We start from the raw sequence: 12,666 nt of genomic DNA on the forward strand, positions 1-12,666 counted from the left end.
AAACTCTAATGTCCGATAATTGCTTTCATTGTCTTGAAAGTGTGCCAAAAGGCTTTAATGCGACTGTCGAAATAGACGGTAAGGCACAACCTATGTGTTGTATTGGTTGCCAAACGGTTGCTGAGAATATCGTCGCCCAAGGCATGACCGATTATTATAAATTTAGAACTGTACGCTCTGGTAAAGTTGAACAGCTTGTTCCAGAGCAGCTTGAGTTGATTAAAAGTTACGATAACGAAGATATTCAAGACGAGTTTATTTCAGCCACTAATGATTTATCAGAAGTACTATTAACGGTTGAAGGCATCACCTGTGCTGCCTGTGCTTGGTTAATCGAAAAACAACTACTTAATTTAAAAGCAATCAAACGTGTTGATGTAAATACTTCGACCAACCGTGCCATGATCCAATGGGATAAATCGGTTACACCGCTTAGCCAAATTATCACCTCATTACATGAAATCGGCTATAAAGCCTACCCGTTTCAGGCAGACCTTGAAGCGAGCCAAAAACAACAAGCCGCAAAAGCTTATATCCGCCGTTTAGGGGTTGCCGGTCTGATGACCATGCAAGTAATGATGTTTGCTTTTGCCATGTATTTTGGCATGTTCTCTGGCATGGAAGAGAACTTCGAGCAGTATTTTCGCTGGATAAGCTTAGTACTTGCATCTCCTGTAATTCTTTACAGTGCCCTGCCATTCTTAACCAATGCTATTAATGGTTTAAAAGCCAAACAGCTGAATATGGATTTACCTGTCTCATTAGCGATTTTTGGTGCTTATGGGGCAAGCTGTTATGCCACATTAATGTCGGTTGGCGAAGTTTATTTCGAATCTATCTGTATGTTTACCTTTTTATTATTATTAGGTAAATATTTAGAATTTAGAGCCCGTTTAAAGGCCAGCGAATTTACCGCTAACTTGCAAAAGTTACTGCCGCTCACAGCTCGTATTATTGATGATAATAATCAAGAATCGATTATTGCAGCTAAAAAGCTCAAACTGGGTGATGTTGTATTAATAAAAGCGGGCGAGACTATTCCTGCTGATGGTATTGTTACAAAAGGTCAAACAACCGTTGATGAAGCCATGATGACGGGTGAACACCAGCCAGTTAACAAGTTTATCAGTCATCAAGTTTACGCAGGTACTATTAATCACGATGGCGTGATCAGTATTGAGATCAACAAAATCGGTCAAAATACCCTGCTTAATCAAATTATTAAGTTGCAACACACAGCGTTAACCAAACGCCCGCGCCTAGTTGAGATCACAGATAAAGTAGCACAGTGGTTTGTTGCCTGCTTATTAGTATTTGCCTCAATAACAGCGATTGGTTGGTATCAAATAGACCCCGAGCATGCCTTTTGGGTGACTATTTCTGTACTTGTTGCAACCTGCCCTTGTGCGCTTAGTTTAGCGATTCCAACTGCCCTAACTTGTGCAGTTGCAAGCTTAACAAAGCGTGGGATTTTAATTAAGCAAGCCCACGTATTAGAAACGCTACCACAATTAACTGATATCGCCTTTGATAAAACAGGTACCTTAACGCAAGGTCGCTTTACCATTGAACGCGTTGAGCTAGTAAACAGCCAGTACAGTGAAGCTGATGCATTACGCTTATCTGCCCAACTTGAAAGCTTCTCTGAGCACCCTATAGCTAATGCATTTGCTGGTTTCAACGACTCAATAAACCCTATTGAGAATGTGACTATCGAACCGGGTAAAGGCATTACCGCTTTACTCAATGATCAACACCTTGCGATAGGTAAAAGCGGTTGGTTTGATACCGAAAAAGCTGATGCTCAAGCAACCTTGTATATCGATAAACAAGTCATTGCGCGCTTTTACTTAGCAGACAGCTTACGTGATAACGCAGAAAAACTGGTTACTACACTTCATTCACAACAGCTCAAATGCCATATGTTAACGGGCGATGCCTCTAACAGTGGTGAGCGAATTGCAAAACAGCTAAATTTAGATACCGTGCATGCAGCATGCAGCCCTCGCGATAAACAAGCCCATGTTGAAACATTGGCAGCTAAAGGTGCCATTGTTGCTATGGTGGGTGATGGCGTGAATGACAGCCCGGTATTTGCCAGTGCCCATTTATCTATCGCAATGGAAACCGGCGCTGATATTTCCAAAAATAGTGCTGATGTGGTATTACTCAATAGTGATCTAACGGCTATAGAACATTTGCTTACTGTCTCGAAAAAGACGCGCCGTATTGTTAAGCAAAACTTGGCATTATCACTTATTTACAATGGTTCGATTTTACCATTGGCAGCCCTTGGGCTCGTAGCTCCTTGGATGGCCGTCATCGGTATGTCTGCAAGCTCCATTTTGGTTATTACCAACTCATTAAGGTTATTAAAACTATGAGTATCATCTATATGCTTATCCCAATTGCCATTTTATTTGTGCTCATTGCAATTGGGGTATTCTTTTGGGCTGTAAAAAGCGAGCAGTTTTCTGATTTAAATAAACAGGGTCACAGTATTCTGTTCGAAGACGATAAAGAGCAGCATAACAAAAGTAATGATTGATCCGCTGTTTATTAGTGCATTTATAATGGGCTTGTTAGGCAGTGGTCACTGCCTAGCTATGTGTGGCGGCATTGCCAGTAGTTTACAACTTGCTGCCAACAAAAACCGTGCAGTGAGCTTTTCGGTTGCTTATAACCTAGGCCGCGCACTAAGTTACATGCTTGCCGGTGCTCTTGTAGCAGGAATTAGTAGTCGCTTTGCAGCGCAAAATACTTCTATATCGATAGCGTTGTCGTTTTTGAGTGGTATTTTTATGCTACTAGTTGGGGTTTACATAATGCGCTTAGCGGCAACCCTACAGTGGCTAGAAAAACTAGGCAAGGCGCTAATATGGCAGCATTTAGCTAAACTCAATCGTTTTTTATTACCGGTCGATACAACCCCTAAAGCCTTGCTTTATGGCGCTTTGTGGGGTTGGTTACCCTGTGGCCTAGTTTATTCTGCGTTAACCTGGGCACTCACAAGCCCATCAGCTCTTCACGGTGCAGGCGTAATGTTATTTTTTGCTTTGGGAACTTTTCCAGCAATGATCAGTGTTGGTCTTGTTAGTCAAAAAATGAATACTCTTTTTAACCATGTTTGGATAAGGGTTATTCTAGGCAGCGTAATAATATGGTACGGTATATACTTATTAATTATAGCAACCGATAAGTTAGTTCATTAACCTAAAGTTGTTAACCTATTTGAATGGATTTGATGTATGGACTTCTCACAAAACAAGTCAAAAGGCTTATGCACAATTAGCTGTAATAATTGCAGTATCAGCCAGCTATGTTTGCCATTTTCATTAAACGGTCAAGAAATGGATCGTCTCGATGAAATCATCGAACGTAAAAAGCCTCTACACAAAGGTGATTATTTATTTGAGTCTGGCGAAAGCTTAAATGCCATTTATGCGGTACGCTCTGGTTCATTTAAATCGTATACCTTGTCTGAGCAAGGTGATGAGCAAATTACTGGCTTTCACTTGGCTGGTGATTTAGTCGGTTTCGATGCAATCAACAAAATGGCTCATCAAAGCTTTTCGCAAGCCCTTGAAACTTCAATGGTATGTGAAATTCCATTCGATACTCTAGACGAATTAGCAGGTAAATTACCTAAGCTACGCCAACAAATTATGCGTTTAATGAGTAATGAGATTAACTACGACCAAGAAATGTTATTGTTACTCAATAAAAAGTCAGCTGAAGAGCGTCTAGCAAGTTTTATTTATAATCTTGCAGAGCGTTTTGGTGAACGTGGTTTCTCACGTAAAGAATTCCGTTTAACCATGACACGTGGTGAAATCGGTAATTATTTAGGCCTTACTGTTGAAACAATTAGCCGCCTTTTAAGCCGCTTCCAAAAAGCGGGCTTTATTAAAGTTGAAGGCAAATTTATCACCATTTTGGACCAGCAAGCGCTTGCAGCAACAGCAGCGATTAAATGTAAATAGAGTTTGATTTAACGCAACTTTATATTGTTTGCCCCTTTAACTGTTCTAAATTTAGGTTACACTCAAAGTACTACTTTTTGCGGAACAGTTAAGGAGCAGCACATGGACGCAATTAAACGAATTTTAGCAGTTATAGACCCAACCAAAGAGCAGCAACATAGTTTAAGCCGCTCAATTGATCTAGCCAAAAAATCTGGCGCGACCATCACCGCTTTCCTCAGTATCTACGACTTCTCTTATGAAATGACCACTATGCTTTCTGCTGATGAGCGTGAAGCAATGCGCGAAGCCGTAATAAAAGACCGCCAAGAATGGTTAAATGAGCAGATTGCCCTTTATCCTGATCTTACTATTGATAGCTGTGTGGTTTGGCATAACCGTCCGTACGAAGCTATTATCAATACCGTGATCAATGATGGCTTTGATCTTGTTGTTAAAGGCACCCATCAACACGATACACTTAAATCGGTTATCTTCACTCCTACTGACTGGCATCTTATTCGTAAGTGCCCTGCTCCAGTTTTACTTGTTAAAGAGAAAGAGTGGCCAGCAAAAGGCAATATTTTAGCTGCTGTAAACGCAGTGAGTGAGAATGAACAACACCTTGAACTTAACAAGCGTATTATTAATGACGCTCGCTTCATTTGTGACTTGGCCAACGCCACCCTTAACTTAGTAAATGCCTACCCAGCAACGCCGGTTAATATCGCGATTGAAATTCCTGAGTTTAACCCAGGTGTTTACAACGAATCAGTTAAAAAACATCACTTTGAATCAACGCTTTCATTAGCTGAAGGCTTTGATATTGACCAAGCTCATTGCCACATTGAAGAAGGCTTACCTGAAGATGTTATTCCTGATGTTGCTGCGCGCCTCAACAGCGAATTAGTAGTGATTGGTACAGTTGGACGTACTGGCTTAAGTGCAGCGCTTGTCGGTAACACAGCAGAGCATGTTATTGATAGCCTTGACTGCGATGTATTAGCGCTAAAACCAGACGGCTATGTAAGCCCACTTGCTAAATAACCTATTGAATAGATATTAAAAAAGCCCCTGTTTGGGGCTTTTTTATATATACAGTTTAAGAGTTTTATATATTTGTTACATCAATAAATAATGATTCATCAATGTTTGTTGATGAGACCACCGCCTCGCTAAAGTCATAGCTTTCACGATTGCCTTCTCTATCAAGTGGTAAATTTTCAAAATCAAATAAGTTTCTGTCTGCAAGCTGGCTTGGGCTAACATTTTGTAAAGACTTAAAGATACTCTCAACACGACCTGGAGTTTTCTTATCCCACTCTGTCAGCATGGCTTTGATTGATTGACGCTGCAAGTTTTCTTGTGAGCCACATAGATTACAAGGAATGATCGGGAAGTCTTTGTGCTCAGCGTATTTAATTAAATCTTTTTCACGGCAATATGACAACGGACGGATTACCACGTTACGTTCATCATCAGAGCGTAATTTTGGTGGCATCGCTTTTAGTCGTGAACCATGGAACATATTTAAGAACATTGTCTCAACGATATCATCCATGTGATGACCAAGTGCTAGTTTGGTTGCACCAATTTTTTCTGCAAATGAATAAAGTGTGCCGCGACGAAGTCGTGAACACAGACCACAGGTAGTTTTCCCCTCTGGTACTTTTTCTTTTACTACTGAGTAAGTATCTTTATCGACGATGTAATACGGAATATTTAGCGTCTCAAAGTAATCAGGCAAAATGTGCTCAGGAAAACCAGGCTGCTTCTGATCAAGGTTTACAGCAATAACTTCAAATTTAATCGGCGCTGCTTTTTGTAAATTAAGCAAAATATCTAGCATTGCAAAAGAATCTTTACCACCACTGATACATGCCATAACAACATCACCGTCTTCGATCATGTTATAATCAGTAATCGCGGTACCAACATGCCTTCTTAGACGCTTTTGAAGTTTATTAAATTCAAGAGTTTCTTTTCTAGTATCAGTTTGATTCATTTGCTCTGCTCATACAGGCTTTAGTAAGCCATGTTTCATAGTAAAAAGTTCGGCGTGGATTATACGGACTTTTTGAGCGAGTTGAAATGATTAGCGTGGGATAATTAAAACGCTTCTCTCGTTGAGATACCACGTAAAGCAAAGCGCTTTGGGAATAGACTCAAAGATCTATGAATTTATAGGCTGAAAGCTTTAATTTTCTGACTTCTGCAAACTTACTTCTTATTTATTTTACTATGCATTTATAACGGGAAGCTGTACAAGCAAGATCAGGCCAGTCATCTCTACCCCAGCAATACTTATCATTTCTAAGTGGTTTTAGATGCCAAACTACTGGCTTGCCCTTATTATCTAAACGAGTTTCATTTTCAAGCTGCACACGGACTAAATTTTTCTCTGCTGAGAGAATATTATAAACGAAGGTTTTTCTCGCTTCAGACTCAGAAATATAGCCCTGTTCGTCATATGAGATTTCTAATGTGTTGTTTTTGAAAGCTACGGTATGAAAATTAGCTTCACAAACTGGGCTATTTGTAGACTGCCATGAGCCTTGCAACTTAGTTTGCATTTCTTGGTTGATAAGTGAATGACTACTACACGCTGAACATAGCAGTAAAATAACAAAAATAGACGCTAAAGGTTTCATTAAGATGCTTTTAAGTCCCTGAAAAATTGACATTTAGCATATCGAGAATCGTAAAAATGTCCAGCGATACGCTTAATAAAAACAAAGGGCACAATAGCCATGTGCCCTTTGTTAACTTTAAGCGCTTTTAGTTTTAGCTTTTTTATTCTTTGCCAATCGTTTGGCACGTTTTATAGCCGATTTTTTCGACGCATTTTTCTGCGCAATTTTTAACACTTTAGCCTCTTTTAATTGCTTTTTTGCTGCTTTAAAGCGCTTTTTAGCATTTTCAGCTAGGTTCTCAGCTTCGCTGGCACACTCTACAGCTGCTTGTGCTTTTAGTGCTGCATCTTTTGCAAGTTCAGTGGTTCTTGCCACTTCTTTTTTACTCTTTTCAAGAATTTTTTCGAGCTTAGCAAGACGTTTCTCAAATACTGACTGTGAATTTTGCATAGTATTCTCCTTCACTGGCGTATAGACATGCGGGTAGGTTCGGTAACAATAAGCGAGTCGACACAATTTACTACATCGTGATCTTTCTCCGGGTAATCTAAACAACTTAAGAAGTGGCGCATACAGTTGATTCTCCCGCGCTTTTTATCGTCAGATCGAATTTGTGTCCAAGGTGCATCCTTAGTATGGGTATGAAACATCATGGCATCTTTGGCATCACTATAATCATGCCATTTAGCCAGTGATGCCATATCAACTGGGCTTAGCTTCCATTGTTTGAGTGGGTCGTTTTGGCGCGATTTAAAGCGTCTAAATTGCTCTTCTCTACTGACCGAAAACCAATATTTAAATAGCTTAATACCGCTATTCACCAACATACGCTCAAGTTGAGGTGTTTGACGCATAAACTCCAAATATTCGTGATCATCGCAAAACCCCATTACCTTCTCAACACCGGCTCGGTTATACCAAGAACGATCGAAAAGTATGATTTCACCCTTAGTAGGTAAGTGGTTAATGTAACGCTGGAAGTACCATTGATCACGCTCTCTTGCAGATGGTTTTTCTAAAGCCACTACGTGCGCCCCGCGAGGATTTAAATGCTCCATAAAACGCTTTATAGTGCCACCTTTACCAGCCGCATCTCGACCTTCAAATAAAATCACAATTTGTTGTTCGGTCTCTTTTACCCAGCCTTGCATTTTTAAAAGCTCGATTTGCAATTCGTGTTTATGGCGCTCGTATTCAACTACGTCCATTTTGCGTTTATATGGGTATTTACCGTCAGCATTCCACTTTAAGCTTGGGTTTTTAACATCTAGATCAAAAACCACATCCTGTTTAGCATTGTGTTCGGATAAATTCTGCTGTTTTACTGATACAGGTTCGACATTGACTGTCTGCATAACGACTCCTATTAAACTATAACTACCTATATTGAGAACTTTATAGTTTTACTTTAAGCCAGTTATAGCTAAGTAACTTGATCTAAATCTATATTTTCATTCCTTAAAAATTCATTTAAAAATAGAAAGTTAGCACTTAATAATTAAGTAAAGATCAGGCTAGCAATATACAATCAAGTCTTTTTTCTATAATAAAAAACAATCAGAGAACACTAATACATTCCGACTATTTCTATGTTTCAAAACACACTGAACCTTAAATACACAGCAATACAAATAGTTAGGAAAAATATGAATCAAGGGAATAATTTAGAGCAAAGAAACAGTCATAGTAATTGTACTAACTACGATGAATTTTCAATTTTGTTCATACGTCTAAATGCTGAGATAAACTTTTGAAAAAAGAGACAAAATAACTATCTGTTTAACAACAAAAAAGGACCTAATTAAGGTCCCTTTTGTCGAAGTTTAAACGCTTTTAGCCAATATATAGTCGCTATTTAACAATCCAAGGTGTGGCGCTGATAAGCTCAGCATGACTGTTTAACACTGTGTTATCGTCTTGCCAGTCATCTGTTACTTTTATTGAGCAACGCTGCTCTTTACAGCTAACGCCATTTGCCGAGATAGCGTCTTGGCCATTAAATTTAAGTACAACACCTTGTTGTTCAGGCAGCAAAAACCACATTAATTTGCTGACAAAAAAGCCCGACAAATCAGATAACAGCTCGTCAAATTCTTCATTTAACGTATATAAGTTCGCTTTACTGAGTTCAAAATCTGCCAAATCAGTCGCTTCAATTTGTAACTTTAATTGGCATTCATGTTTTGGGTTTTCTGGTTGAACAACTATTACGGCTTTATCTGTATCAAGCTGCTTATCAAAAGGTAAAAGTAACTGAGCCTTATCTGTATAAGTTAAGTCAAACTCTTGTTTTTCTGTAATTATTTTACCTGATTTAATTGTGCATACTTCGTTGCTAGCAATATCAGACAAATAAAAGTTAACTTGAGCGTATTGAAATTCGCCTTTATTAACAACTTTCAAACGATCGTAAAAGCCATCATAGGCAACAACAAATTCAGTTGCTGCGGCTTTAGAGGAAACCGCGCTTAGCGCAACCGCGATAGTTGCGACTTTTAACCATGGAAGGAGTTTATTCATCAAAGTAAGCTCTATTTTGATTTATCATAGTGTTTAATTCATCAATATATGCTTCACGGCGCTCAGAGTATGATAACAAACCTTGTGTTAACTTGGTTGCTTCTATAGGTTTTTGCTGGCGACGTAAATCGGCACGAATTAATCGTAAATCTTTATACGCAGCATGGGTATTAATATTTTTAAAATATGAGCTTACAGCAGCACGTACCGATTTAAATGCTGTCACTTCATGGGCCGCTTCGTTAGCACGGCGACGAGGAACCATGCCACAACCCTTTTTGTAACACCATTGACCGAAAAAGTTTAAACCAATCCGTGCAAAGCGTGACGTGCCCCATGCTGATTCATTTGCTGCTTGCATTAGCGCAAGCTCTTTAGGAATGATATCAACTCGACGTAGTGCTTGGGTAAGCGATAAAGTGTCAATAGTGTTAGGCAACTTGTAGCTGGTAAGAATTTTTTTAATATCTGACTTTTGCTTGCTCGTAAGCGGCTCATTGTACTCAAGCATCATGCGCGCAATTTCTAGTTTAGCTCGCTGCTGTAAAATTTTTTTATTTTCGGCCTCAACATGTGGGCGAATGAAATCAAAAAAAGCATGTTTCTTCTCTTTTACATCAGTAAATGCTGCAAAGTCAGGCAGTTCTACATTATGTAATGGTTTTTCTTTTTTGATTACGCGCTGGGTTCCGGTAGGCGTGCTCTGAGTTTGTTCAGATTCTTCAACTGTCACTTCTTTTTCGATAAATGGCGAAAATAACGCCCATGCAAAAAAAGCGGTTAATAAAGCTCGAAAAACGTACTTAAGCATGTATTCTCTCAAATAAACTACTACTCATGTGCGGTTAACTCACGCACACACAAAGGCGAAGTATACCAAAGCAGATGATTTTTAGCGAATTCAGCACTATAAAACCACCCATAAAAGGGACAAACTATTGACGTAACAGTGTAGTTTGCTCGCAATTTTCAAGCGCTTGCGTATACTGAAAAGTAAGCAAACAAGGAATAGGAAGGTTATTTTTATGTGCCAATCTTGGCAAGCTCGCATTATTAATCAACAAAAATATCGTCCAAACGATAACCGCTCAGCTTGGCAGGTTGACCGCTCTCGAATCATACACGCCGCAGCATTTAGGCGTTTGCAGGCCAAAACTCAGATTATGGGTATTGGCTTAAATGATTTTTATAGAACTCGTCTTACTCATTCTTTAGAAGTTGCCCAAATTGGCAGTGGTTTATTACGCCATTTGAAAAAGCAGCACCCTGAATTTACGAATTTTCCTAGCGGTAGTTTACTCGAAACCTTATGCCTTGCTCATGATATTGGCCACCCTCCTTTTGGTCATGGTGGTGAAATAGCATTAAATTACATGATGCGCGATCATGGTGGCTTTGAAGGTAACGCGCAAACACTTAGAATTGTCTCTAAGCTTGAGCCCTATTCAAATGGCTATGGCATGAACTTAACCAGGCGCACCTTGTTAGGTTTTATTAAATACCCAGCCTTCATTGATGATTTGTGGCACAGCATTCCACCTTTGAGCGAGCAGCGTAGCTTTATTAAAGCTGACCATTGGCGACCAGCTAAGGGGTTATACACCGACGATAAAGATATTTTCGACTGGATCATGGAGCCACTGTCTAATAACGATAAAGCACTGCTGAGCAGTCATTATAAGGTTGATGAATTTAGAGCCAAAACCCACTATAAATCGATAGACTCAGCAATTATGGAATTAGCTGACGATATTGCGTATGCCGTTCATGATTTAGAAGACGCTATAGCAACAGAGGTTTTAACGTTGGCTGATTGGCAAAATCATGCCCTTGTACAACTACAAGAGCTTGACTCTGCGTGGCTAACCACTCATTTAAGCTCGATAACCGCCAGACTCTTTTCTCATCACGAGTATGAGCGTAAAGACGCCATTGGTGAGTTGGTAAACACCTTTATTATTAACGCTCAGTTAGTTGTACAAAACGCAGATTTCGAATCTGAAATATTACAGTACACGGTGAGTCTTCCAGATGAATTTGCCGAAATTCTTAACGTGCTAAAACATTTTGTTTTTAAACGCTTAATTCGTGAGCCGAAGATGCAGCAAGTGGAGTTTAAAGGGCAAAACCTGCTGATTGAATTATTTAGTGCTTTTGCCAGCGACCCAATGCGCTTATTACCAGAAACAACGCAAGAAATGTGGCTAAATGCGAACCAACAAGGCGATAATGCGATGCGCATAATCTGTGATTATTTGTCAGGAATGAGTGACGAATACGCCTACAAAACCTATCAGCGGTTGTTTTTGCCATCTGCTTAAGTAATTTTTGAACACTATTTGATAGTGTTCTAAAATTAAGCAGGTTATTAATAAATAATCGCACTTCTTTAGATGCATTCTATTTAACATGGATTGAAATAATGCTCAAAAAATACCTGCTCATCAGTGCAGCTGTTGCAAGTTCATTTGCTTGCTATAGCGCAGAAACACTTCCAGATCCGCTTCTCGAAGAGCGCGGAATCATAATTAAAGATGCCACCCACTTTGATTGGATACGGCTTAATTCTGGCGAATGGCTCAAAGGCGAGCTTGTCTCTTTGTACGACAAAGAAGTTGAGTTTGACAGCGACATTCTTGATACATTAATGATTGATCGCGAAGATATCTATATGATTATTTCAGATCGCCATCATACGGTTCGCTTTAACGATGGTAATGAGCTCAGTGGTACACTTAATATATCGGGCGGTTATGTAAAAGTTGGCGAACAAGACGCTAAATACCGTTATCGCGATTTAGTCTCAATTGCTCCCTCAGTTGAAAGCGAACTCAGTGCATGGACTGTAAAGTTATCCATGGGTGCAGATTTGGCTCGTGGTAATACTGATCAAACAGAGTATTCTGTTAAAGCTGACATAAAACGCCGAACTGCATCAAGTCGATTTTTATCTGAGATTTTAGGCTATCGCACCACCAGCGATGATCAAGTGACTAAAAACAATATTCGTGCTAACGGTACATTTGACTGGTTTTACACACAAAAAATGTATTATCGCCCTATTTTCTTCGAATACTATCGTGACCCGTTCCAAAATATCGCCAATAAATACACTGTCGGCGCCGGTGTTGGTTATTATGTGATAGATACCGACAAAACAGAATGGGATTTTACAGCGGGTCCCGCGTACCAAAAGACTCAATTCGATACAGTAGCTGCAGGGGAAGATAAGAGTAATTCGTCAATGTCTTGGTTTATATCTACAAATTATGAGTTAGAAGTCACCAAGAAAATCGATTTTTCATTAAATTATCGCTACCTAACTGCAAGCAGTGATGCTGGCGGTGACTCACAATATGCTTTGGCTGCGTTTGAATTTGAAATCACAGATGATATCGATTTTGATGTGTCATTAGTTTGGGATTACCTTGCCGACCCGATTGCCGATGAAAACGGTGTAGTACCAGAAAAAGAAGATTACAAAATGATTTTCGCATTGGGTATCGATTTATAATATCAATTCGCTTGATCGATACAAAAACGCCGAGCTA

Annotated in this window: 13 protein-coding genes; 7 read left to right on the top strand and 6 right to left on the bottom strand. The window is 39.5% G+C overall.

All coding sequences use genetic code 11. The features are described from left to right. Nucleotides 1-8 precede the first annotated feature (8 nt). The 5 genes from NO991_RS07110 (at nucleotide 9) to uspE (ending at nucleotide 5,009) form a co-directional block, all read left to right on the top strand. Entirely contained in the window at nucleotides 9-2,384 is a 2,376-nt protein-coding gene (locus tag NO991_RS07110) for a heavy metal translocating P-type ATPase (protein ID WP_300542809.1), read from the top strand. Continuing rightward, entirely contained in the window at nucleotides 2,381-2,548 is a 168-nt protein-coding gene (gene ccoS, locus NO991_RS07115; protein ID WP_054553052.1) for a cbb3-type cytochrome oxidase assembly protein CcoS, read from the top strand. The genes NO991_RS07110 and ccoS overlap by 4 nt, the downstream gene beginning before the upstream one ends. Further along, nucleotides 2,541-3,212: a sulfite exporter TauE/SafE family protein gene (locus tag NO991_RS07120; RefSeq protein WP_371351860.1), complete on the top strand. Its 672-nt coding sequence runs from the start codon at nucleotides 2,541-2,543 to the stop codon at nucleotides 3,210-3,212. Before ccoS ends, NO991_RS07120 begins: the two co-directional genes overlap by 8 nt. 36 nt (nucleotides 3,213-3,248) lie before the next feature. Further along, complete coding sequence (locus NO991_RS07125; protein ID WP_054553050.1) at nucleotides 3,249-3,983, top strand: FNR family transcription factor; 735 nt, start codon at nucleotides 3,249-3,251, stop codon at nucleotides 3,981-3,983. Nucleotides 3,984-4,085: 102 nt separating this feature from the next. After that, a complete protein-coding gene (uspE, locus tag NO991_RS07130) occupies nucleotides 4,086-5,009 on the top strand; it encodes a universal stress protein UspE (protein ID WP_138618183.1) in 924 nt (307 codons plus the stop codon). Between the two features lie 64 nt (nucleotides 5,010-5,073). On the opposite strand, the gene ttcA is transcribed toward uspE, so the two are convergent. From ttcA to NO991_RS07160, 6 genes are all read right to left on the bottom strand, one after another. After that, complete coding sequence (gene ttcA, locus NO991_RS07135) at nucleotides 5,074-5,967, bottom strand: tRNA 2-thiocytidine(32) synthetase TtcA (RefSeq protein ID WP_054553048.1); 894 nt, start codon at nucleotides 5,965-5,967, stop codon at nucleotides 5,074-5,076. A gap of 226 nt (nucleotides 5,968-6,193) precedes the next feature. Further along, complete coding sequence (locus tag NO991_RS07140) at nucleotides 6,194-6,613, bottom strand: hypothetical protein (protein ID WP_371351861.1); 420 nt, start codon at nucleotides 6,611-6,613, stop codon at nucleotides 6,194-6,196. A 117-nt stretch (nucleotides 6,614-6,730) separates the two neighbouring features. Beyond that, nucleotides 6,731-7,045 (bottom strand): hypothetical protein, encoded by a 315-nt coding sequence (locus tag NO991_RS07145; protein WP_054553044.1) that lies wholly within the window; start codon nucleotides 7,043-7,045, stop codon nucleotides 6,731-6,733. A gap of 11 nt (nucleotides 7,046-7,056) precedes the next feature. Next, nucleotides 7,057-7,950: a polyphosphate kinase 2 gene (gene ppk2, locus NO991_RS07150; RefSeq protein ID WP_371351862.1), complete on the bottom strand. Its 894-nt coding sequence runs from the start codon at nucleotides 7,948-7,950 to the stop codon at nucleotides 7,057-7,059. A 496-nt stretch (nucleotides 7,951-8,446) separates the two neighbouring features. Then, on the bottom strand, nucleotides 8,447-9,115 hold the full coding sequence (locus tag NO991_RS07155; RefSeq protein ID WP_371351863.1) for a DUF2987 domain-containing protein: 669 nt from the start codon (nucleotides 9,113-9,115) through the stop codon (nucleotides 8,447-8,449). After that, nucleotides 9,108-9,926, bottom strand: a complete 819-nt coding sequence (locus tag NO991_RS07160; protein ID WP_371351864.1) for a glucosaminidase domain-containing protein — start codon at nucleotides 9,924-9,926, stop codon at nucleotides 9,108-9,110. Before NO991_RS07160 ends, NO991_RS07155 begins: the two co-directional genes overlap by 8 nt. A gap of 214 nt (nucleotides 9,927-10,140) precedes the next feature. On the opposite strand from NO991_RS07160, the gene NO991_RS07165 reads away from it, so the two are divergent. Both NO991_RS07165 and NO991_RS07170 read left to right on the top strand, forming a co-directional pair. Further along, nucleotides 10,141-11,436, top strand: coding sequence for an anti-phage deoxyguanosine triphosphatase (locus NO991_RS07165; protein ID WP_054553041.1), 1,296 nt, complete (start codon nucleotides 10,141-10,143; stop codon nucleotides 11,434-11,436). A gap of 101 nt (nucleotides 11,437-11,537) precedes the next feature. Next, nucleotides 11,538-12,629: a DUF481 domain-containing protein gene (locus NO991_RS07170; RefSeq protein WP_235373570.1), complete on the top strand. Its 1,092-nt coding sequence runs from the start codon at nucleotides 11,538-11,540 to the stop codon at nucleotides 12,627-12,629. The last annotated feature ends 37 nt before the right edge of the window (nucleotides 12,630-12,666 follow it).

This window comes from Pseudoalteromonas sp. DY56-GL22, assembly GCF_041414715.1.
GTDB lineage: Bacteria > Pseudomonadota > Gammaproteobacteria > Enterobacterales > Alteromonadaceae > Pseudoalteromonas > Pseudoalteromonas simplex.